Genomic DNA, 20785 nt, shown 5'->3' with positions numbered 1-20785 from the left:
GCAACAGACCGCGATTCGACCGGGCAGGTGCCTTTCAGCCTTCATCGACGCAAAACAAGCGCCGGTGCTCGCGGATCGCGTAGCGGTCGGTCATCCCGGCAATGTAATCGGCGACCCGGCGCGCCGGCGCCGCATCGGCCGGCGCTTGGTATTGCGGCGGCAGCATACGGACATCCGAGGTGAAGGCAAGGAACAGATCACTGACGATTCGCCGCGCCTTGCTGGCCATGCGACGGACCTGGTAGTGCTCATAGAGATGGGCGCGCAGGAAACGCTTCAGGTTCCGCTGTGCTGCACCCAGGTTTTCGGAGAAGGCAACCAGTTCTGGCGCTCGCCGCACCGCAGCGATGTCGGTCGGCTGATGCACGGCGATGTTCCTGGCGGTGGCTGCAATCAGGTCGCAGACCAGAGCATTGATCATTCGCCGGATCGTCTCATGGATCAGACGGCGCCCGAGAAGCCCCGGATACTGCCTGCGGACATCCGCAGCGTGCTCGGCGAAGAGTGGCACCTCGGCCAGTTGCTCCAGAGTGATCAGTCCAGCGCGTAGCCCATCGTCGACATCGTGGTTGTTGTAGGCGATTTCGTCGGCCAGGTTGCAGACTTGCGCTTCCAGGGAAGGCTGCGTGCCACTGATGAAGCGCTCGCCCAATTCGCCGAGAAGGCGCGCGTTTTCCCGCGAACAATGCTTGACGATCCCTTCGCGCGTTTCGAAGCACAAATTGAGACCGTCGAACGCGGCGTAACGCTCCTCGAGCAAGTCGACCGTCCGCAGGCTCTGCAGATTGTGCTCGAAGCCCCCGTGCGCACGCATGCACTCGTTGAGGGCGTCTTGGCCGGCGTGACCGAATGCGGTGTGGCCGAGGTCGTGTGCCAGTGATATGGCTTCGACGAGGTCTTCGTTGAGCCGCAACGCGCGCGCGATGCCGCGGGCGATCTGTGCCACCTCGAGGGTGTGGGTCAGGCGGGTGCGAAAAAGGTCGCCTTCGTGGTTGACGAAGACCTGCGTCTTGTACTCGAGCCGCCGGAAGGCAGTCGAGTGAACGATGCGATCGCGGTCGCGCTGGAATTCGGTGCGCTGGACCGGGGCCGAGTCCCTATGCCGCCGGCCGCGCGAGTTGGCCTCGCTGGCCGCGTAGGGCGCCAGCTCATGCATGCGCCGTACGTTCGGCGATCGCCTGGCGCACCTGGGCCAGCGGTGCCTGGTCGGTCAGCACGGCGTGCCCGAGTCGCTGCAGCAGGACCAGCCGCGAGCGGCCGTCGTGCACCTTCTTGTCGTGCTGCATGAGCTCCAGGTAGCGCTCGACGCTCAGCATCGGGCCGGCCACCGGCAAACCGGCGCGCTGCAGCAGCTGCTCGACCCGGGCGAGGTCGTGACGGTCGATCCAGCCGAGTTGATGCGACAGTTGCGCCGCCATCATCGTACCTGCAGCGACAGCTTCACCGTGCAGCCACTCGCCGTAGCCGACACCGGTCTCGATCGCATGCCCGAAGGTATGACCCAGGTTGAGCAGGGCCCGCTCGCCGGCTTCACGCTCATCCGCGGCGACGACCTCGGCCTTGTTGCGGCAGGAGGCGGCGACCGCGGTCGCCAAGGCCGCCGGCTCGCGTGCCAGCACGCGCTCAAGGTTCAGCTCGAGCCACTCGAGGAACGGCAGATCCCGGATCAGCCCGTACTTGATAACCTCGGCGAGACCGGCGCGCAGTTCGCGGTCGCACAAGGTCGTCAGGGTATCGGTATCCGCCAGCACCAGTCGCGGCTGGTGGAAGGCACCAATCATGTTCTTTCCCTGCGGGTGGTTGATCGCCGTCTTGCCACCAACCGATGAGTCCACCTGCGCCAGCAGGGTGGTCGGCACCTGGACGAACGGCATGCCGCGCTGGAAGCAGGCCGCAGCAAAGCCGGCGACATCACCGACAACGCCGCCGCCCAGAGCGATCAGCGTTGTCGAGCGTTCGCAGCGGCCTGCAATGAGCGCGTCGAAGATCGAGTTCAGGGTTCGCCAGTCCTTGACCGCCTCGCCATCGGGCAAGACGACCTCGACCACCTCGACGCCGGCTTGCAGCAGCGGATCGGCCAATCGCCGCAGGTACAGCGGCGCCACGGTCGTGTTGCTGACGATGGCCGCCTTCTTCTGACGCAACGAGGGCAGCAGCAGGTCGGGGCGGTCGAGCAGTGCACGGCCGACGTGGATGGGGTAGGAGCGATCTCCCAGTGCAAGCGTCAGCGTTTCCATGCTTCACCCTCTTCCTTGAGCAGCAGATTGAGAATCGCCTGCGGCGTGATGTGGCTGCCGGAGATGGTCACATCCGCCACCTCGCGGTAAAGCGGGTCGCGCTGCGCAAGCAGTTCGCGCAGCTTCTGCCGCGGATCGCTGACCTGCAGCAGTGGCCGCTTGCGGTCGTGACGAGTCCGTTCGTGGAGCGTGTGCAGCGGCACGTCGAGATAGACCACCGTGCCGCTCGAGCGCAGCGCCAGCCGGTTTTCCGGTCGGAGGACGGAGCCGCCACCGGTGGCCACGACATGCTGTCTGAGCTCGGCCAACTCGGCGATGAGTTGCGCTTCGCGCTTGCGGAAACCGTCCTCGCCTTCGATTTCGAAGATGGTAGCCAGACTGACGCCGGTACGCTCCTCGACTTCATGATCGGAGTCGAGGAAGCGGTAGCCGAGGCGCTTGGCGAGGGCCTTGCCGACGGTCGTCTTGCCGGCCCCCATGAGGCCGACGAGATAGATGTTGCGGGTTTGTTCCTGGAGTCTCACCGCGCCATTCTAACGCAAGCGTGCCGCGCTGCCCCTCGACGCAAGAGGCCGGCTGGCGCCGGCCTCGTCGTCCCTGTCCGGAAGCTCTGCCTAGCGCAACGACAGGTGCTCGGTGACGATCCGCGGTGTGATGAAAACCAGCAGTTCGGTCTTGTCGTCGATGATCTCGCGGTTCTTGAAGAGGAAACCGATGTACGGCAGATCGCCGAGGAAGGGTATGCGCTGCACGTTGTTGCGCGTCACCTGCTCGAAGATGCCGCCGATGACGACCGTGCCACCATTCTCGACCAGCACCTCGGTCTTCACGTGCTTGGTGTCGATCGCCACGCCAGCGCCCGTCGACAGGCGGGTGTTCGGGGTATCCTTGTTGACGTCCAACTCCATGGCAACCTTGCCGTCCGGTGTGATGTGCGGCTTGACCTTCAGCGACAGCACCGCCTTGCGGAAGGAAACACTGGTCGCACCGGAACTCGTCGCCTGCTGGTACGGTATCTCCTGACCCTGTTCGATGATCGCCTCGACCCCGTTGGCGGTCATTACCCGCGGGCTGGAGATGACCCTGCCACGGCCATCGGACTCGAGGGCCGAGATTTCCGTCGCGAGAAACTGGGTCAAGGCGTTGTTGAAGAGGAGGAACGAGAAAGTGCCGGCGGTTCCGGAACGTGGCGTCGCGGGCAGATTGACCGCCGTTTCCTGTTGCAGGTTACCCCTGATCGCCGTCGAATCGCCGCCGATCCGGACCGCGCCATCGGGGAAGACCTGTCTGAAGCCCAGGCGGACCCCAAGGTTCTTGGCAAAGCTGTCGCCAGCCTCGACGATCCGCGCTTCGATCATCACCTGTCGCGTAGGCACGTCGACCTTGGCGATCATGGCCCGCACCTCGGCCAGCCGGCCAGGGGTGTCCTTGACGAACATCATGTTCGAGCGTTCGTCGAGGAGCGCGCTGCCGCGCTTCGACAGCAGCGTCTGCTTTGGATCGATCAGCAGCCTCTGCACGGCTTCGGCCTTGATGTAGTTCATCTGGAAGCTCTCGGTCTGCAGCGGTTCGAGATCGCCGATCTGCGCCTGCGATTCGAACTCGAGCTTCTCCTTGGTGGCGATCTCCTCGCGCGGCGCAATCAGGATCACATTGCCGTTCTTGCGCATGTCGAGACCCTTCTGCTGCATGATGATGTCCAGTGCCTGATCCCAGGGAACATCCTTGAGGATCAGGGTGATCGAGCCACCGACCGAATCACTGATCACCATGTTCATGCCGGTGAACTCGCCGATCACCTGCAGCAGGCGGCGGACATCGACATTCTGGAAGTTCAGTGACAGTTTCTCGCCCCGGTAGCCACCACGCGAACCCTGCACCAGCTTGTTCGGATCCTCGATGATCGGTTTCACCTCGATGACGAACTGGGTGTCGCTCTGGTAGGCGTTGTGCTCCCAGAGTCCACGCGGGGTGATCGTCATGCGCGTGTCGGCCCCCTTCTGGACCGTGTTGACCGCCAGTACGGGGGTTGCAAAATCGGTCACATCGAGCTTCTTGCGCAGCGTTGGGGGGACATTCACGCGCACGAAATCGACCACCAGATTCTTGCCTTCGTGCCGGATATCGATGCCGGCGTTGGGATCCGTGAGGTCAACGGTAATCCGCCCCTCGCCATCCTTGCCGCGGCGGAAGACGATCGCCCGGATGCTGTTGCCGACATCACTGGCGCTCGCCTTGGCAAAATGCTCGACGGCCTGCGTGCTGTCCGGCGTCGCAGCCGGAACCATCGCCAGCACGAGGCTCTTGCCGTCGATACTCGCTTCGTAGGACATCGCACGATTGAGGTTGAGGACGACACGCGTTCGACCCTCGGCCTGGACGATGTTGGCGCTCTTCAGATCGCCTTCGTTGAAGGTCTGGCTCGATTTTCCGAGGGCATTGACCGTATTCGGGAAGTCGAGTGCGATGCGCGCCGGCTTGGCGACGCTGAAGGCTGGCGGCAGCGCCTGCAGGGGCTCCCTGAAGTTCAGCTTGACGTTGACCACCGGGCCCTGCTGCAGCACATTCATCGACTCGATGGCGTTTGGCGCCGCCTCCTGGGCAGTGGCAACGCCTACGAGCAGCGACAGGGCGCCCATCAGGCCGGGCAGCCAATGTTTGATCCGTTTCATCTACCTTGCTCCCTTTTCCTGCAGCATCAGGGTGCTCGTCCGCTCGACCCAGTCACCTGCCGAGTCCTGAACGAGTTCCCGCAACGTGATCTCGGACTCGGTCACGCCAACGACGACGCCGAAATTCTGTCCCATGTAGTTGCCGATCTTGACTTGGTGCAGCGCGCCCTCGACCTGCACGATCGCGAAGGAAACCTTGTTCCTCGTGATCACCCCAACATACTTGAGTGACTCGAGAGGATAGAGCTCCAGAGGCTCTTTCGGCCGATCGAGATCCGGCCGAAAACCGCCGCCACTCTTCTTGTCCGCCACGCCCATCTTGGCGACGGCGAACGGTTCGGTAAGATTGCCCACGTCATAGGGGACCGGTTCGTAAGGCTGCACCACCGGCAACGGTGGGATGTTCGGTTTGACACCCGCAGCGGCCGTCTTCATCCACTCGCGAAGTTCCTCCTGGTCATTGTCGGCACAGCCGCCAACTGCCACGGCACTCAGGAGAATCAAGGGCAGTATGCGTCTCATTTGCCGGCCTTCGCTGCATCAGCCGCCTTCTTGCGGTTCGCCGCCAGTTCCTCTTCGTCCAGATAGCGGAAGGTTTTCGTCGTCGCATCCATCACCAGACTGCCGTCCTTGCTCTGTTGATTGGTACTGATCGCGATGTTGTTCAGGGTGACGATGCGAGACAGCTTGCCGATGTCACCAGCAAACGCTCCGAAATCGTGGTACGTGCCGGTCAGACGAACGGTGATCGGCAGCTCGGCGTAGAAATCCCGGACCTGCTCGGCACCCGGTTTGAAGAGATCGAACTGCAACCCCCTGCCCATACCGGCCTGGTTGATTTCGACCAGCAGCGACTCGACCTCGGCCTTGTTCGGCAACTGCTTCAGCAGGGCCCCGAAGGCCAGATCAATTTCGCTCAGGCGCTGCACGTAGAGATCGAGGTTGACTGCCTGAGCTTTCTTTCTGACGTACTCGTCGCGCAGTCGCAGTTCGGCCTCCTGCTTCTCGCGCAACGAAACCAGCTGATCATCCCAGTAGAACCACCACCCCGCCAGCAGAATCATCAGGAAGAGGACGACCAGGACCGTGGCACGCGGTGCGACCGGCCAGGCGCCGACGTCACGCGGATTCAGGTTCTGAAAGTCGCCGATGATTCGCTGAAAGTCAATGCTCGCAAGAGACCTCGCCATCACTTCGCTCCCTTTTGCTCAACCGGGGTCCGCTTCAGCGACGCGTTCATGGCAAACTCGTTGAGCCGCCTCTTGTCGACGGTCACTGCCTTGATTTCCAGTAGTTCCGGCTTCTCGAGCCAGGGCGAAGCCTCGATGTTGCGCATCAGGGTCGACACGCGGGCGCTGGACTGCGCCCAACCAACCATGTGGATGCGTTGTCCCTCCTGCTTCAGCGCCTTGAGGTAAACCCCCTCGGGCATCTGCTTGGCCAGTTCGGTCAGCAGACGCACGGCTTCGGCACGGTCGCGCTGCAGCGCCTCGATGGTCTCCTTCCGTTTGAGCAGCGCCTCGGTCTGTTGCTTGAGGCGCTTGATCTGGTCGATCTCCTTGTCGAGAACGGCGATTTCCTTCTTGAGAAAGTCGTTCTTGGCCTCCTGATTGGCGATGTAGCCGGCGATTATCGAATACACCAGAACGGCGATCAACAGGGCCAGCACCGTCACCAGCCCGAGCAAGGCGTAGAACTGCTGCCGCCGCGCACGGCGCTTTTCTTCCCTGTGGGGCAGGAGATTGATGCGTATCATTCGTCGAATCTCCGCAGCGCCAGGCCGCATGCCACCATCAGCGACGAAGCGTCGGCCAACAGGCTCTTCTCGCGGATGCGATCGGAAAGCACCATGCCGGCAAATGGGTTGGCGATGACGGTGTTTATCTGCGTCCGCGATGCAACCACCTGGTCGATACCGTGAATCACGGCGCAACCGCCCGCGAGGACGATGTGGTTGACCTGATTGAACTGGGTGGACGTGAAGAAGAACTGCAGCGCGCGCGACAGTTCGAGTGCGAGCGCTTCGAGAAATGGTCGCAGCAGTTCGGTTTCGTACTTCTCCGGCAGGCTGTTGCGACGTTTTTCGCCTTCCGCTTCCTCGAAGGTCATGTTGAACAGACGAGCGATGTCCTGCGTCAACTGGTTGCCGCCGAAAGCCTGCTCGCGTGCGTAGATCTGCTGGTCATTGCGCAGCACCGTCAGGTTCATGACGTTGGCGCCGACGTCGACGAGAGCGATGATCTGCCCTTTGCCGCCTTCGGGAAGCGTCGCCTCGACCAACTGAAAGGCGGAAAGGACCGCGTAGGACTCCACGTCGAGGACGCGCGGTTTCAGGCCGGCCGACTCGGCGACGGCGACGCGGTCTTCGACCTTCTCCTTTCGCGATGCAGCGATGAGGACCTCGATCTCGTCCGGCGACGACGGAGCCGGGCCAATCACCTGGAAATCGAGGTTGACCTCGTCCAGTGCAAAAGGAATGTACTGGTTGGCCTCCGACTCGACGAGCAACTCGAGTTCCGCCTCGCGCTGGCCAGCGGCGACGATGATCTTCTTGGTGATGACATGCGAAGCCGGCAGCGCAATCGCCACCTGTCGTGTCGATGTGGCCAGTTTCTTCCATGCCCGCCGCACGGATTCGGCCGCAGCCTCGAGGTTCACGATGTTGCCGTCGGAGACGACATCGCGCTGCAGGGTCTCGATTGCGTAACGCTCGACGCGGTATCCCCCCTTGCCGTCACTCGCCAGCTCGACCATCTTCACCGATGAAGAACTGATGTCCAGCCCAATCAGGGAGCGAGCCTTCGGATTGAATATCGAAAGATCAAGCGTCAAAACTGTACCCCTTGCCCAAAAAACCCTTGAATAATTTACAGTTAGCGTACTTATAGATATTCTACTTTAGATGCTAACAACAACACTGCAGGGTGTAAAGCGATTTCTCCCCGATCTATCCCGGCCTGTCGCGAATCGACAACGATCGGCGCACCGCGGCCGGAGCACGGCCAGACGGGCACGGGCGGGCAGCATCGCGCCGGCAAGCCAGGCCCACCTGCCGTGATGCCACGCTGATCGCAGACGTTCGGGTGGCGTGCGTCCGCACGCCACTCGCCCGGCCCGAAGTTTGGCACGGAACGCCCGGCGCCGCTTGGGCGCAAGAGAACCGCGCGCGCGGCGGCAACCTCGCGGCCGCTACCTTCCAATATAATGTCGGCCTGTGGAAAATCCCTGCCGGAACCTCTCTTGCCTACTGCTCTCCGCTGGCTGCTCTATCCTCTGGTCGTCGTTCTCGGACTTGCCGCAATCGCCGCTGCGATGGTGGCCGTCGTACTGAGCTTGGCTTACCCGAATCTGCCGTCACTCGAAATCCTGACCGACTATCGACCGAAGATCCCCTTGCGTGTGTTCACCGCAGACGGTCATTTGCTTGGCGAGTTCGGCGAGGAACGGCGAGCCGTGGTCAGCATCCAGGACGTGCCTGCCGTCCTGAAGCAGGCCGTGCTTGCCGCCGAGGATGAGCGCTTCTATCAGCACGGGGGTGTCGATACGCTTGGCGTGCTGCGCGCGCTGCATGCCAACCTGGTCGGCGGCGGCAAGCGCCAGGGCGCGTCGACCATTACCCAGCAGGTGGCGCGGAACTTCTTCCTGTCATCGGAGAAGACCTACACGCGCAAGCTCTATGAGGCGCTGCTTTCGTTCAAGATCGAAAGGAACCTGAGCAAGGATCAGATCTTCGAGCTCTACCTCAACCAGATCTTCCTCGGACAGCGGGCCTACGGCTTTGCCGCCGCTGCGCATATCTATTTCGGCAAACAACTGGGCGAACTGACCCTTGCCGAAGCGGCAATGCTCGCCGGGCTCCCTAAGGCGCCGTCCGCCTACAATCCAATCGTCAACCCGCGGCGCGCGCGCATCCGACAGGAGTATGTCCTGCGCCGGATGCGCGACCTGGGGTTCATCAGCGAGGCGCAGCACGACGCCGCCCTGGCGCAGGCGCTGGTACTGCGGCGCGAAAGCAACACCACGCCCATCCACGCCGAATTCGTCACTGAAATGGCCCGCCAGATCGCCGCCGAGAGATTTCCCGATGACGTATACACACGTGGACTGCGTGTCTTTACGACGATCCAAAAGGACGATCAGGAAGCCGCCTATGCCAGCGTGCGCCGGAACATCCTCGATTACGATCGCCGGCACGGATATCGCGGTGCCGAAGCCTACGTCGACCTGGCGGGAATCAAGTCCGACACCGACGAAGCACTGGAGGAACTGCTGCTCGAGTATCAGGAGAGCGAGGACCTGCAACCGGCCATCGTCCTGCAGGCCGACGCCAGGAAGCTGCGGGCCTTCCGTCGCGGCGGCGACGTCATCAGCATTACCGGTGAGGGTCTGAAGTTCGCGGCAAGAATGCTGGACGACCAGGCGCCGCCCAACAAGCGTCTGCGCCGCGGTGCGATCATCCGCGTGCAGACCGACGACAAGGGAAACTGGCGCATCGCCCAGATGCCGGAAGTCGAGGGAGCCTTCCTGGCGGCGGACCCGACGGACGGTGCCATCCGCGCGCTGGTTGGCGGCTTCGACTTCCAACGCAACAAGTTCAACCACGTGACCCAGGCTTGGCGGCAGCCGGGGTCGAGTTTCAAGCCCTTCATCTACTCCGGCGCTCTGGAGCGCGGCTTCACCCCCGCTTCGATCGTCAATGACGAACCGATCAGCTTCCCGGCGACGCTGACCGGCAGCCAGGCCTGGGAACCGAAGAACTACGATGGGCGCTATGAAGGTCCGATGCGGCTGCGCACGGCGCTGGCCAAGTCGAAGAACATGGTCTCGATCCGCGTGCTCCAGGCCAGCGGTGTCCGCTTCATCCAGGACTACATCACCCGCTTCGGCTTTGACGCGAAGAAGCACCCCCCATACCTGACCATGGCGCTCGGCGCAGGCTCGGTCACGCCGTGGGAGATGGTCGCCGCCTATGCCGTGTTCGCCAATGGTGGCTACCGCATCCGGCCGTACATCGTGCGCGAGATTGTCGACGACAAGAAGCAGGTACTGGCGCAAGCCGAGTCAGTCAGCGCAGGTGACGAGAACCTGCGGGCCATCGACCCGCGCAACGCCTACCTGATGGACAGCATGCTGCGTGACGTGACGATCTACGGCACCGCGGCACGTGCTTCGGCAACGTTGAAGCGCCGCGATCTGGCTGGCAAGACGGGAACCACCAACGAGCACGTGGACGCATGGTTCTGCGGCTACCAGCAGACCGTCGTCGCCTGCTCGTGGATCGGTTTCGACCAGCCACGCAACCTCGGCAAGGGCGAGACCGGAGGGACGGCAGCCCTGCCCGCGTGGATCGGCTACATGACGAAAGCGCTGAGCAACACACCCGAGTCCTTCCTGTCGATGCCGGAAGGCATCGTTTCCGTTGCCTCGCCGGATGCTGGCAAGGGTCCGGCACAGGAACTGTTCTACCGGGAGAACGTTCCCGCGCAGATCGAGCCGGAACCACCTGGCGACGACGAACGCGCCGAGGATTGAACGCGGCGGCTGTGAGTGGATCGACGGCGCATCTCGATCGCGCGGCCGCGCGCTAAGCGCAGGGCAACCGCTCCTCGAGGGCGTACAATTCCTCGACCGCTTCACGACGACGAACCAGGTGGGCCTGGTCGCCATCAACCATCACCTCCGCCGCGCGCGGGCGTGAATTGTAGTTCGAACTCATTGACATGCTGTAGGCGCCGGCCGACATGATTGCCAGCAGATCGCCCGCGGCGAGTGCCAGTTCCCGTCCACGGCCGAGAAAGTCACCCGATTCACAGACCGGCCCAACAATCTCCCAGGGCCGGACAGGGCCCGGGCGCGGAATGACGGCAACGATTTCGTGCCAAGCCCCATACAACGCTGGCCGAGCGAGATCGTTCATCGCCGCATCGACGATGGCGAAGCTCTTCGCGTCGCCCGGTTTCAGGTATTCGACACGCGTCAGCAGCACCCCTGCGTTGCCGACCAGGCGCCGCCCGGGTTCGAGGAGAACACGCAGCTTTCGCCCGCGAAGCTCCGCCAGCATCGGCTGCAGGTAATCCCTGACGGCGGGCGGAGCCTCGTTGCGATAACGAATGCCGAGCCCGCCCCCGAGATCGATGTGCTCCAGGGCAATGCCTTCCGCCGCCAGACGGTCGACCAACAGGAGGACCTTGTCGAGCGCCTCGACAAAGGGCGCGGCGTCGAGCAGTTGCGAACCGATGTGGCAATCGATTCCGCTGACGCGCAGGTTGCGCAGGGCGGCAGCGCGCCGATACAGTGGCAGGGCATCCTCGTAGGCGACGCCAAACTTGTTTTCCTTGAGGCCGGTCGAGACGTATGGATGTGTCCGCGCATCGACGTCCGGATTCACCCGCAGGCTGACCGGCGCCACCTTGCCCAGTTCGCCGGCGACGGTATCCAGGCGATCGAGTTCCGCCGCGGACTCGACGTTGAAGCAGAGGATGCCGACATGCAGCGCCAGCTCCATTTCGCCCGCGCTCTTGCCCACTCCGGAAAAGACAATCCGCCGTGGATCGGCGCCGGCAGCAAGGACGCGCTTGAGTTCGCCGCCGGAAACGATATCGAAACCAGCACCGCGGCGGGCGAGGACGTCGAGCACGGCAAGGTTCGAGTTGGCTTTGACCGCGTAGCAGACGAGCGCGTCGATCCCTGCCAGTTCACTCTGGAACTCGTCAAGCGCGGCTTCCAGCGCATGCCGCGAATAGACCCAACACGGAGTACCGAAGCGCTCGGCAATCGTGGCGAGAGAAACCCCTTCAGCGTGGAGCACGCCGTCGCTGCGCGCAAAGCCACTCATCGCTGGGCCTCCGCAGCAGCCGTGCTAGAATCCGGGCGTGTGGGGTTGTCTGCCGTCGTGCGCTCGGCGTCGGGTGCTGAAGGAGGCGTGACGGGTGCGGCTGCCACCGGCACCGCCTGCGGTTTCGGCGGCAGCACCAATCCGCCGCGATTGCCACAACCGGCGAGCAAGACAAAGGCCAGTGTGACCGGCGCAAGGAATGACCACATAATTCGCCACAGCAAAATGTGGATGGTAGCACACATGGAAGAGCACGATTTCAACGCCCACGCCGAAGCGATCCTGTCCCGGATCGAAGCTGCCCTTGAATGCAGCGTTGCCGATCTGGACTTCGAACGGGTCGGCGACCAAGTCTTGCAGATCGACTTCGCCGACGGCAGCAGGATCGTCGTCAACCGCCACGACCCAGCCCGGGAAATCTGGGTCGCAGCGCGTTCAGGCGGGTTCCACTACCGCTGGCAGGAAGGCTGCTGGCGCGATACGCGCAATGGTTCCGAGTTGCTGTCGACGCTGTCGGATCTGGTTTCGACGCAGGCCGGCGAGCCCGTTTCCCTGCTCTGAGAGGTCGTGAAGCAGCCGTCGCGCACTGGACAGCATCGGGTCCGTCAGTGAAACGTCCCCGCGACAGATTGTCACACTGCCAGCCCGCGCCACGCTGGCGGACTTAGAATCCCTCGCTCCGCCCGTCGCCAGGTGCCGGTCCATCCATGTTGCGCAAGACTCAGACTCTGGGACTGACTTCAGTGACGGGAACAGAAAACCCGTTGCGACGCCTCGTCGTCCTGCGCCGCGTCGAGGTGCTGATGCAGGCGGTGGTGCTCGTCCTCGCCGTGGCGTGGCTCAGGATCCCGCTCGACATCGTGCCGATGGCGGCCATTACGGCCATGCTGGCAGCAATCAACCTGGTTACCCAGTGGCGACTCGAGCGGGGCCACCTGGCTGGCGACGGCGAAGTCCTGGCGCATCTGATCATCGACACCATGACCCTGACCTTGCTGCTCTACTTTGCTGGCGGGTCCGCCAACCCTTTCATCTCGCTCTTCCTGTTGCCGGCAACGCTGGCGGCAGCGATGCTGCCGGCCCGTCATGCCTGGGCAATGGCTGGCATCACCCTCCTCGCCTACACCTTCCTCATGTTCTGGAAGCTGCCACTGCCGTCGCCGCAGGGCGACCTCGCCCGTTTCGACGAGCTGCTGGCGCGCGCCACTGGCAGTGCCGGCGAACACCCGGCTCATGGCAGCAGCTTCGCCCTGCACGTCCTGGGCATGTGGTTGAACTTCGTGATCAGCGTCGGCGTCGTCGCCTTCTTCGTCACGCGCATGGCTGCTGCCCTGAAGGCGCGTGAGCGGGAGTTGTCGGCGACGCGGGAGGAAGCCCTGCGCAGCGAGCAGATCCTTTCGCTCGGGACACTGGCGGCCGGTGCCGCACACCAGCTCGGCACGCCGCTCGGAACCATGGCCGTGGTGCTGCGCGAGCTCGAACTCAGTCATCGCGACGACGTGGAGCTGAGCGAGGACATCGTCCTTCTGCGCGAGCAGGTCGATCGCTGCAAGCAGACCATCTCGCAGATCCTCGCCTCGACCGGACAGGGACGCGATGACAGTCTGCAGTCGCTGCCACTCGATGCCTGCCTGCACCGCCTGCTGGACGATTGGCAGATCATCCGCCCACACGCTCAACTCTGCGTGACCCTGCACGGGCCGCAGCCGGCGCCGCAGATCGCCGCCGAACGGACCCTCGCACAGGCACTGCTGAACCTGCTCGACAACGCTGCCGACGCCAACACGGGTCACCCCGAGCCGCTTCGCTTCGCTGCCGACTGGGATGCCGACAGCTGCCGCATCGAGATTCTGGATCGTGGTCCCGGTGTGGAGGAGAGCAGCAGGAGCCGCCTTGGCAAGGCCTTCTTCAGCACCAAGAACGATCCCGGAGCCCGCCCGCTCGGCCTCGGTATCGGCCTCTTCCTGAGCAATGCGACCATCGAGCGCTTCGGCGGCCAGGTCGAACTGTTCAACCGCGACGATCCGCAGGGCGGCGCCTGCACGCGCGTCACACTGCCACTCAAACGTCTGAAAGTCTGACCGACCATGCCCGCTACACACGCGCCCCAACTGGATGACGAGCGCTCGACCCTGTTGCTCGTGGATGATGACGAGGCATTCCGCCGCGTCCTGGCCCGCGCGCTCGAGCGGCGGGGCTTCGCCGTGACGGTCGCCACCAGCGTTTCTGCGGCGCTGGCCAAGGCGCAGGCACTGGCTCCCGAATACGCCGTGGTCGACCTGAAGATGCCCGGTGAGTCGGGTCTGGTATTGATCGAGAAACTGATCGAACTCGACCCGAACACCCGCGTCGTGATGCTCACCGGCTACGCCAGCATCGCGACGGCAGTGGAGGCGATCAAACTGGGCGCCGTCCACTACCTGGCCAAACCCTGTGACGCCGATCAGGTTGTCGCGGCGCTCAACAAGGGCAGCGACGGTGACTCGGCGATTGCCATCGCCGGCTCGCCGTTGTCGGTCGATCGGCTCGAATGGGAGCACATTCAGCGCGTCCTCGCCGAGCAGAGTGGCAACATTTCAGCGACCGCCCGCGCCCTGAAGATGCACCGCCGGACGCTGCAGCGCAAGCTCGGAAAACATCCGACGCGCGAGTAAGGCATGGCGGCCGCGGATCCCCTGCCAGCAACGATGCGCATCGACAAATGGTTGTGGGCGGCGCGTTTCCACCGCACGCGCGCGCTTGCTGCGCAGGCCGTGACTGCCGGTCGTGTCCGGCTCGCTGGCCGTGCGGTCAAGGCGGCCCACCTCGTGCGCTGCGGCGACGAGATCGAGATCACCATCGGCGACCTCAGGTGGACGATCACCGTCAGCGCTCTCGAGCAGCATCGACGCCCTGCCAGCGAAGCCAGGCAACTGTATGAGGAGTCTGCCGCGAGCAGTGAGCGGCGAGCCGCTCAGCTGGCCGCCCGGCCACTGCTGCCGGTTCCCGGCAGCGAGCTCGGCGGGCGACCAACGAAAAAGGCGGGAAGACTGATCAGGCGCTTCACCGACCGGGAATGAGGCATCGAACTCGACGACCGCGGTCGCCAGGGACGCATCACGGCGCGCCGGGAGCGATCACGCGACCCGGGTACAGGGCACGGCTGGCGCGATGAGCACACGCTTCCTGGCCGACGGCATCGTCGTCCTCCACCTTCTCTTCATCGCCTTTGTCGTTGCTGGCGGCGCGCTCTGCCTGCGCTGGCCAAGGCTGGCATGGGCACATGTCCCGGCCGCCTGCTGGGGAATCGTGGTCGAGATCACCGGCTGGATCTGCCCGTTGACTCCGCTCGAGAACGAGCTGCGCCAGGCAGCCGGCCAGGCAGGCTATCCCGGCGGTTTCATCGCACATTACCTGCTTCCCGTCATCTATCCGCCGGGACTGACGCGCGCCGCCCAGTTGACGCTGGCAGGCTCCCTGATCGCCGTCAATCTCGCCTGCTACGGCTGGCTCATCCACCGCCACCGCAGCGCCGTCAGGACGCGCTGCAAGCGTCACGGGGAATCGGGCGAGACCGAGGATTGAGCGCTGCGGCAGCGTCGTCGCCGCCCCCCCCCCCCCCGGCTAGCCGATCCTTTCGATCAGGTGTGCCTTGAGTTGCGCACGCCCGGACGGATTGGCGAGCGCGATGATCGTCGCCCCGGGGCTGACGACTTCATCGACCCGCGGATTGAAGACCCAGCTCCCGTCTTCCTCACGCAAGGCAAGAAGGATGTAATCCGGGCTGCGCAGGCGCAGGTCGCCTACCCGGGTGGCAGGAAACCCCACCGGTACATGGACCTCCTCCAGCCGGACATTCTTGTCGGAGCGTACCATTTCGTCCAGGAAGCTGACCACGTGCGGTCGCACCATGGCCGACGCCAGACGAATGCCACCGGTGAAATCCGGTGAGATCACGGCATCGGCACCAACCTTGCGCATCTTCTCGACGTTGCGTGACTCCTGCGCTCGCGCCACGATCCGCAGGTCGGGATTGAGCTGGCGGGCCGTGATGATGATCATCAGGTTGCGGGAATCGTCGCCGGTGACGGCGAACAGGCCGCGGGCATCGAAGATGTCGGCCGCCTCGAGGAGATCGTCGTCGGAGGCGTCTCCCTGCAGGTAGAGCAGCCCCGGAAACTTGTCCAGGTTGTCCTCGAAGCGCGCCTCCTCGGTGTCGATGGCGACGAAGTGCCGACCGGTGTTCTGCAACTCGCCGCCAACGCTGCGGCCAACCCTGCCAAAGCCGCAGATGATGAAATGCTGGCGCAGTTTCTGGATGCGTTTTTCCATTCGTCGTCTCCGCAGGGAATGGTCGAGATCCTTCTCGAGGAAGAACACGGACAGGCTGGTGAAGAGGAAGGTCAACGCGCCGAGACCGGAAACGGCGACGAAACCGGCGAAGACGCGGTCGGCGAGCGTCGGCAGCGGAACGATCTCGCCGTAACCAACCGTCGAGATGGTGATCAGGGTCATGTACAGGGCGTCGGACCAGTCGCTGTGGTCACCACCGATGTGGTAGAAACCAACGGTGCCAATGCCAACCAGCATCAGGACGACAAGCGCCGCCCAGACGATGCGGATGACGATGCGCTGCAGCTGCATGGCGACACGCAGTTCCGACTCGCGCAGCCGGCGGCGGCGGCGCGCCCGGCGAAGTGCCGGCAATGGACTGGTGAAGATGGGCAATGAACCGACCCCCTCCCTTGGCAAACAGCGGCGTACCGCGACAGGCAAGCGCCCAGATGGCGATCGGGAAACATCCCATACCGTATCGCACGGCGCGCGAGACTCGCATATTTGCGGTTGCTTGTCCACCAGGCCTCTGCCGACCTGCCCGCCCGCGTCGACGATTCCCGCCGACGCTCGTCGGCAGGCTGCTAGAATTCGCAGAGGAGGGGCAGCGATGGAAGGTGAGACCATCCGGCATGTCGAAGAATGGGGCAGACCACGAACCGTGGTGCTGCTCACGCTGCTGCTCCTCGCCGCGCTGTGGACGGTTGTCGTCGTGTCAGTGGTCGTCGCCCGCCACGACAGCCTTGCCGCAACCGGCAGGACATTGCAGCAATTGACGCACGCGCTTGAAGAGCAGACGCGCCAGCAGTTTCGCCTGATCGACACGGTTCTCGTCGCGAGCGAACTCTGGCTGCAGGCGCACCCCGCCCGCTCGCCGGAGAGCGACCCCGCCGTGCGCCAACTGGTCGACCGTCTGCGGGCGAGCAGCGGCAAGCTCTTCGACATTCAGTTGCGGCCAGCCGACAGCCGATCGGTCCCGATCCCCGGCAGGCCACCCCGCTGGGCAGCAGGCCCTGTCGGCAGCGATCGTCCAACGGAGGTCATCGGTCTGTCGATCGGGCAGCCGGTCGCTGACCCGGCATCGGGCCGGGTCGATCTGCCGGTCGCCCGCGCGCCGAGCAGCCCGGGCGCGAACGCCCAGCAGTTGATGGCAATGGTCGACCTGGAGATGCTCAGCCGCAGCTACGAGGCCGAGCGGCCGCGGCCGGATGGAGTGATCGCCCTGCTCTCGCTTGACGGCACGGTTCTGGCGCAGGCTGGCGACGACTGGCAGCGCGCTCATTCGCTTGCCGGAGGGCCGCTGTTCCGCCTCCACCTGCCGCAACAACGGCGTGCCTTCGTCGTTCTGGATGCGGACGGCGGCGAGCATCCGCGGCTCCTGGCGAGTTACTCCTCGCTCCCTGACCTGCCTCTCATCGTCGTCGTCAGCGAGGACTACGAGACGGCCCTCGCGGGCTGGAAACGACAAAGCTTGTGGACCATTCTGCTGGCTCTGGGCATGACGATCCCGCTGACCATCGTAGCCTGGCGATCGTTGCGCCTGCTCCGCAGGCTCGCCGAGCACGGCACACAGATGCGGCAGCTGGCGATCTCGGACCAGCTCACCGGTGTCAGCAGCCGGCAACACTTCGTCGCCATGCTTGGCGACGAACTCATGCGGCGGCAGAACCGGCCTCTGCCGCTCGCCGTCATGCTCCTCGACATCGATTTCTTCCGCCGCATCAATGACGGCTACGGCCATGCCGTCGGTGATCAGGTCCTGCGTGCCGTCGCCCAGGCTGCGAAAGGCGCACTTCGTCAGCGGGATCTGCTGGCGCGCTTTGGTGGCGGACAGTTCGCCGTTCTGCTGCCGGATACCGAGATCGCCGAAGCCCTGCTGGTCGCCAACCGGATTCGCGCGCAGATCGGCGCCATCGCCATTCCGACGGAGAATGGCACCGTCCGCTTCAGTATCAGCGTCGGCGCCAGTGAAAGCATGGCCGACGATGGCTCCACGGACGAGGTCCTCAGGCGGGCAGCGCAGGCACTGCAGTCCGCCGCTGCGGCCGGCCATGACCGCGTCGTCGCGGGCTGATCAGCGACGAAACTCACGGCGGACCCGGTACCGCCGGGCTACGGCAACAGCGTCAGACGATGGCTGAGCCTCACACCGGGCCGTCGACGCGAGACTACCTCCCCTTCCACGACACCTGCCGCTTGGCGATGAAGGCGTCGATGCCTTCGCCGGCATCTTCGGTCATCATGTTGCAGGCCATAACCTCGGAAGCGTACTGATAGGCCGCCTCGAGCCCCATCTCGAGCTGCCGGTAGAACATCTGCTTGCCCATGCCGACGGCCACCGACGACTTCGCCAGGATCGCCCGCGCAAGGAGTCCCACTTCGGCATCGAGCGCGTCGCTGGCGACCACGCGGTTGACCAGTCCCTGTTGCAGCGCCGTCCGGGCGTCGATGAAATCGCCCGTGAGCAGCATCTCGAGCGCCTGCTTGCGGCCCAGGTTGCGCGACAGTCCGACAGCCGGAGTGGCACAGAAGAGGCCGACATTGATCCCCGACGTGGCGAAGCGCGCACTGTCCGCAGCAACCGCCAGGTCACACATGGAAACGAGCTGGCAACCGGCAGCGGTGGCGATGCCCTGGACGCGCGCGATCACCGGCTGCGGCATCCGCGTCAGGCTCATCATCATCCGGCCACAACTGCGGAACAGTTCCTGCAGGAAGGCCTGGTCGTGATTCGCCCGCATCTCCTTCAGGTCGTGGCCGGCACAGAAGGCCTTGCCGGCTCCGGCAATGACCACGACGCGCAGCGCCGGATCGGCCGCGATCGCGTCGAGTTCCTTCTGCAGGGCGGCGATCATCGCTTGCGACAGGGCATTGAACTGGCTGCCACGGTTCAACGTAAGCGTGCTGACGCCCGCTTCATCGGCACGCAGGACGTAGGGTTCAACCGTGCTGCTCGAGGTGCTCATTCTTCTCTCCTGGTGATTGGTCACTGCCACGCCGGCGCTGGGTGGCGGCAGCGCCGGCCGGCTTCCGCCCACCGCCGCCGCCGACAACCGGCTGGCCTCACTCGATGGCGGCAGTGGATTTCGCCTGCTCGCGCAGTACGTACTTCTGGATCTTGCCGGTCGAGGTCTTCGGCAACGTGCAAAGGATAACCCGCTTCGGTACCTTGAAGCGTGCCATGTGTTGCCGACAGAACTCGATCACTTCCTGCTCGCTGACCGTCGTGCCTTCACGCAGTTCGAGGAAGGCGCAGGGTACCTCGCCCCAGGTCGGATCGGGGGTGGCGACGACCGCTGCGGCAATCACTGCCGGATGCCGGTAGAGCACGTCCTCGACCTCGATCGACGAGATGTTCTCGCCGCCGGAGATGATCACGTCCTTGGAACGGTCCTTGATCTTGACGTAGCCGTCCGCATGCATGACCGCCAGATCGCCCGTGTGATACCAGCCGCCAGCGAAGGACTCCTCGCTCGCCTTGGGGTTCTTCAGGTAGCCCTTCATCACCAGGTTGCCGCGGAACATGATCTCGCCCATCGTCTCACCATCCCACGGCACGGCCGCCATGTTGACCGGATCGAGAACCGTGATCCCTTCCTGCGCATGGTAGCGCACCCCCTGGCGGCCATTGAGCTCGACCTGCTCGGCCAGCGGCCGGCTGCTCCAGTCGCCGTGCTTGGCGCAGACAGCCGCCGGGCCGTAGGTTTCGGTGAGTCCGTAGACATGCGTCAGGTCGATGCCGATGTTGGCCATCGCCTCGATCACTGCTGCCGGCGGTGGTGCGGCGGCGATCAGTCCGGAGACCTTCTGGCTGATGCCGGCACGCAGTTCGGCCGGGGAGTTGGCCATCAGGCTATGCACGATCGGCGCCCCGCAGTAATGGGTCACCCCGTGCTCGCGCATGGCATCGAAGATCAGTTTCGGGTCCACCCGACGCAGGCAGACATTGGTACCCGCATTGGCGGCCATGGTCCACACGAAGCACCAGCCGTTGCAGTGAAACATCGGCAGCGTCCACAGGTAAACCGAATGCGGCGGCATGCCCCAGCTGACAATGTTGCTCATCGAGTTGAGATAGGCGCCACGGTGGTGATAGACGACGCCCTTCGGATTGCCGGTGGTCCCGGATGTGTAATTGAGCGAAATGGCGTCCCACTCGTCGTCCGGACCCCGCCACGGGAAATCGGGACTGCCGCCGGCGATGAATTCCTCGTACTCGCGCGTCCCCAGCCGCTCACCGGGACCGCCATATTCCGGGTCGTCGACGTCGATCACCAGGATCTCGCGCTGGCAGGCAGCCAAGGCCTTGCGCACGGTCGGCGAGTACTCGCGGTCGGTAAGCAGCACCTTCGCCTCGCCGTGCTCGAGCATGAAAGCGATCGTCTCGGCATCGAGCCGAGTATTCAGCGTGTTGAGCACGGCACCCGTGGCTGGCACACCGAAGTGACATTCGATCATTTCCGGTGTGTTGTTGAGCATTGCCGCCACCGTATCGCCTTCGCCGACGCCGTGTGCGGCGAGCGCGGAAGCGAGCTGCCGGCAGCGAGTAAAGGTCTGCAGCCAACTCTGGCGGCGCTGCCCGTGAATCACGGCGACGCGCTCGGGATAGACGTAGGCGCTGCGCTCGACGAAGGTCAGCGGCGTCAGTGGCGTGTAGTTGGCAGGATTCTTGTCAAGCCCCACCCGGTACATGTTCGGCATCCCCAGCTTCTCCTCTCTGAAAGTAG

The 20785-nt window shown here is 64.2% G+C and carries 19 protein-coding genes; 7 read left to right on the top strand and 12 right to left on the bottom strand.

Features of this window, described 5'->3' with window-relative positions; translation table 11 throughout:
- Positions 1 to 34: 34 nt before the first annotated feature.
- From V5B60_RS06085 to V5B60_RS06050, 8 genes are all read right to left on the bottom strand, one after another.
- Positions 35 to 1156 carry a deoxyguanosinetriphosphate triphosphohydrolase gene (locus tag V5B60_RS06085; protein WP_332346146.1) on the bottom strand — a complete coding sequence of 374 codons (1122 nt, stop codon included), beginning with the start codon at positions 1154 to 1156 and terminating at the stop codon, positions 35 to 37.
- The gene (gene aroB / locus V5B60_RS06080; RefSeq protein ID WP_332346145.1) at positions 1149 to 2237 is read right to left on the bottom strand and encodes a 3-dehydroquinate synthase; all 1089 of its coding nucleotides are present in this window, start codon (positions 2235 to 2237) and stop codon (positions 1149 to 1151) included. The genes V5B60_RS06085 and aroB overlap by 8 nt, the downstream gene beginning before the upstream one ends.
- Complete coding sequence (locus tag V5B60_RS06075; RefSeq protein WP_332350447.1) at positions 2225 to 2716, bottom strand: shikimate kinase; 492 nt, start codon at positions 2714 to 2716, stop codon at positions 2225 to 2227. The genes aroB and V5B60_RS06075 overlap by 13 nt, the downstream gene beginning before the upstream one ends.
- Before the next feature lie 135 nt (positions 2717 to 2851).
- Positions 2852 to 4909, bottom strand: coding sequence for a type IV pilus secretin PilQ (pilQ, locus tag V5B60_RS06070; RefSeq protein ID WP_332346144.1), 2058 nt, complete (start codon positions 4907 to 4909; stop codon positions 2852 to 2854).
- Complete coding sequence (locus V5B60_RS06065; RefSeq protein ID WP_332346143.1) at positions 4910 to 5431, bottom strand: pilus assembly protein PilP; 522 nt, start codon at positions 5429 to 5431, stop codon at positions 4910 to 4912.
- The gene (locus tag V5B60_RS06060) at positions 5428 to 6099 is read right to left on the bottom strand and encodes a type 4a pilus biogenesis protein PilO (RefSeq protein WP_332346142.1); all 672 of its coding nucleotides are present in this window, start codon (positions 6097 to 6099) and stop codon (positions 5428 to 5430) included. The genes V5B60_RS06065 and V5B60_RS06060 overlap by 4 nt, the downstream gene beginning before the upstream one ends.
- On the bottom strand, positions 6099 to 6665 hold the full coding sequence (locus V5B60_RS06055; protein ID WP_295357676.1) for a PilN domain-containing protein: 567 nt from the start codon (positions 6663 to 6665) through the stop codon (positions 6099 to 6101). The genes V5B60_RS06060 and V5B60_RS06055 overlap by 1 nt, the downstream gene beginning before the upstream one ends.
- Positions 6662 to 7741 carry a pilus assembly protein PilM gene (locus V5B60_RS06050; RefSeq protein ID WP_332346141.1) on the bottom strand — a complete coding sequence of 360 codons (1080 nt, stop codon included), beginning with the start codon at positions 7739 to 7741 and terminating at the stop codon, positions 6662 to 6664. Before V5B60_RS06050 ends, V5B60_RS06055 begins: the two co-directional genes overlap by 4 nt.
- A 372-nt stretch (positions 7742 to 8113) precedes the next feature.
- Between V5B60_RS06050 and V5B60_RS06045 the strand changes: the two genes are divergently transcribed.
- Entirely contained in the window at positions 8114 to 10441 is a 2328-nt protein-coding gene (locus tag V5B60_RS06045; protein ID WP_332346140.1) for a penicillin-binding protein 1A, read from the top strand.
- Between the two features lie 52 nt (positions 10442 to 10493).
- On the opposite strand, the gene lysA is transcribed toward V5B60_RS06045, so the two are convergent.
- Entirely contained in the window at positions 10494 to 11744 is a 1251-nt protein-coding gene (gene lysA, locus V5B60_RS06040) for a diaminopimelate decarboxylase (RefSeq protein WP_332346139.1), read from the bottom strand.
- Here lysA and cyaY point away from each other — a divergent pair.
- The 5 genes from cyaY to V5B60_RS06010 all read left to right on the top strand — a co-directional run bounded on the left by cyaY (position 11640) and on the right by V5B60_RS06010 (position 15308).
- Positions 11640 to 12305, top strand: a complete 666-nt coding sequence (gene cyaY / locus V5B60_RS22150; protein WP_434735306.1) for an iron donor protein CyaY — start codon at positions 11640 to 11642, stop codon at positions 12303 to 12305. The two genes, lysA and cyaY, sit on opposite strands and share 105 nt — an antisense overlap.
- A 146-nt stretch (positions 12306 to 12451) precedes the next feature.
- Positions 12452 to 13825 carry an ATP-binding protein gene (locus V5B60_RS06025; protein ID WP_332346137.1) on the top strand — a complete coding sequence of 458 codons (1374 nt, stop codon included), beginning with the start codon at positions 12452 to 12454 and terminating at the stop codon, positions 13823 to 13825.
- 6 nt (positions 13826 to 13831) lie between these two features.
- Positions 13832 to 14398: a response regulator transcription factor gene (locus V5B60_RS06020; protein ID WP_332346136.1), complete on the top strand. Its 567-nt coding sequence runs from the start codon at positions 13832 to 13834 to the stop codon at positions 14396 to 14398.
- Positions 14399 to 14401: 3 nt separating this feature from the next.
- A complete protein-coding gene (locus V5B60_RS06015; RefSeq protein WP_332346135.1) occupies positions 14402 to 14803 on the top strand; it encodes an RNA-binding S4 domain-containing protein in 402 nt (133 codons plus the stop codon).
- Positions 14804 to 14894: 91 nt separating this feature from the next.
- Positions 14895 to 15308 (top strand): DUF2784 domain-containing protein, encoded by a 414-nt coding sequence (locus V5B60_RS06010; protein ID WP_332346134.1) that lies wholly within the window; start codon positions 14895 to 14897, stop codon positions 15306 to 15308.
- Between the two features lie 39 nt (positions 15309 to 15347).
- Here V5B60_RS06010 and V5B60_RS06005 read toward each other — a convergent pair whose 3' ends face one another.
- Positions 15348 to 16451 carry a potassium channel family protein gene (locus V5B60_RS06005; protein ID WP_332346133.1) on the bottom strand — a complete coding sequence of 368 codons (1104 nt, stop codon included), beginning with the start codon at positions 16449 to 16451 and terminating at the stop codon, positions 15348 to 15350.
- Between the two features lie 217 nt (positions 16452 to 16668).
- Between V5B60_RS06005 and V5B60_RS06000 the strand changes: the two genes are divergently transcribed.
- A complete protein-coding gene (locus V5B60_RS06000; RefSeq protein ID WP_332346132.1) occupies positions 16669 to 18132 on the top strand; it encodes a sensor domain-containing diguanylate cyclase in 1464 nt (487 codons plus the stop codon).
- Between the two features lie 94 nt (positions 18133 to 18226).
- On the opposite strand, the gene V5B60_RS05995 is transcribed toward V5B60_RS06000, so the two are convergent.
- Positions 18227 to 19024 carry an enoyl-CoA hydratase gene (locus tag V5B60_RS05995; protein WP_332346131.1) on the bottom strand — a complete coding sequence of 266 codons (798 nt, stop codon included), beginning with the start codon at positions 19022 to 19024 and terminating at the stop codon, positions 18227 to 18229.
- A gap of 97 nt (positions 19025 to 19121) precedes the next feature.
- The gene (locus tag V5B60_RS05990) at positions 19122 to 20759 is read right to left on the bottom strand and encodes an acyl-CoA synthetase (protein WP_332346130.1); all 1638 of its coding nucleotides are present in this window, start codon (positions 20757 to 20759) and stop codon (positions 19122 to 19124) included.
- Positions 20760 to 20785 lie beyond the last annotated feature (26 nt).

The organism is Accumulibacter sp., assembly GCF_036625195.1.
GTDB lineage: Bacteria > Pseudomonadota > Gammaproteobacteria > Burkholderiales > Rhodocyclaceae > Accumulibacter.
This window is presented reverse-complemented; position numbering and strand designations above follow the sequence as displayed.

What these genes read in the sequence shown, in the direction of transcription:
- V5B60_RS06085 (WP_332346146.1), bottom strand. Translation starts at nt 1,156, where the DNA reads ATGCATGAGCTGGCGCCCTACGCGGCCAGCGAGGCCAACTCGCGCGGC.
- aroB (WP_332346145.1), bottom strand. Translation starts at nt 2,237, where the DNA reads ATGGAAACGCTGACGCTTGCACTGGGAGATCGCTCCTACCCCATCCAC.
- V5B60_RS06075 (WP_332350447.1), bottom strand. Translation starts at nt 2,716, where the DNA reads ATGGGGGCCGGCAAGACGACCGTCGGCAAGGCCCTCGCCAAGCGCCTC.
- pilQ (WP_332346144.1), bottom strand. Translation starts at nt 4,909, where the DNA reads ATGAAACGGATCAAACATTGGCTGCCCGGCCTGATGGGCGCCCTGTCG.
- V5B60_RS06065 (WP_332346143.1), bottom strand. Translation starts at nt 5,431, where the DNA reads ATGAGACGCATACTGCCCTTGATTCTCCTGAGTGCCGTGGCAGTTGGC.
- V5B60_RS06060 (WP_332346142.1), bottom strand. Translation starts at nt 6,099, where the DNA reads ATGGCGAGGTCTCTTGCGAGCATTGACTTTCAGCGAATCATCGGCGAC.
- V5B60_RS06055 (WP_295357676.1), bottom strand. Translation starts at nt 6,665, where the DNA reads ATGATACGCATCAATCTCCTGCCCCACAGGGAAGAAAAGCGCCGTGCG.
- V5B60_RS06045 (WP_332346140.1), top strand. Translation starts at nt 8,114, where the DNA reads ATGTCGGCCTGTGGAAAATCCCTGCCGGAACCTCTCTTGCCTACTGCT.
- cyaY (WP_434735306.1), top strand. Translation starts at nt 11,640, where the DNA reads ATGCCGCGAATAGACCCAACACGGAGTACCGAAGCGCTCGGCAATCGT.
- lysA (WP_332346139.1), bottom strand. Translation starts at nt 11,744, where the DNA reads ATGAGTGGCTTTGCGCGCAGCGACGGCGTGCTCCACGCTGAAGGGGTT.
- V5B60_RS06025 (WP_332346137.1), top strand. Translation starts at nt 12,452, where the DNA reads ATGTTGCGCAAGACTCAGACTCTGGGACTGACTTCAGTGACGGGAACA.
- V5B60_RS06020 (WP_332346136.1), top strand. Translation starts at nt 13,832, where the DNA reads ATGCCCGCTACACACGCGCCCCAACTGGATGACGAGCGCTCGACCCTG.
- V5B60_RS06015 (WP_332346135.1), top strand. Translation starts at nt 14,402, where the DNA reads ATGGCGGCCGCGGATCCCCTGCCAGCAACGATGCGCATCGACAAATGG.
- V5B60_RS06010 (WP_332346134.1), top strand. Translation starts at nt 14,895, where the DNA reads ATGAGCACACGCTTCCTGGCCGACGGCATCGTCGTCCTCCACCTTCTC.
- V5B60_RS06000 (WP_332346132.1), top strand. Translation starts at nt 16,669, where the DNA reads ATGGAAGGTGAGACCATCCGGCATGTCGAAGAATGGGGCAGACCACGA.
- V5B60_RS05995 (WP_332346131.1), bottom strand. Translation starts at nt 19,024, where the DNA reads ATGAGCACCTCGAGCAGCACGGTTGAACCCTACGTCCTGCGTGCCGAT.
- V5B60_RS05990 (WP_332346130.1), bottom strand. Translation starts at nt 20,759, where the DNA reads ATGCCGAACATGTACCGGGTGGGGCTTGACAAGAATCCTGCCAACTAC.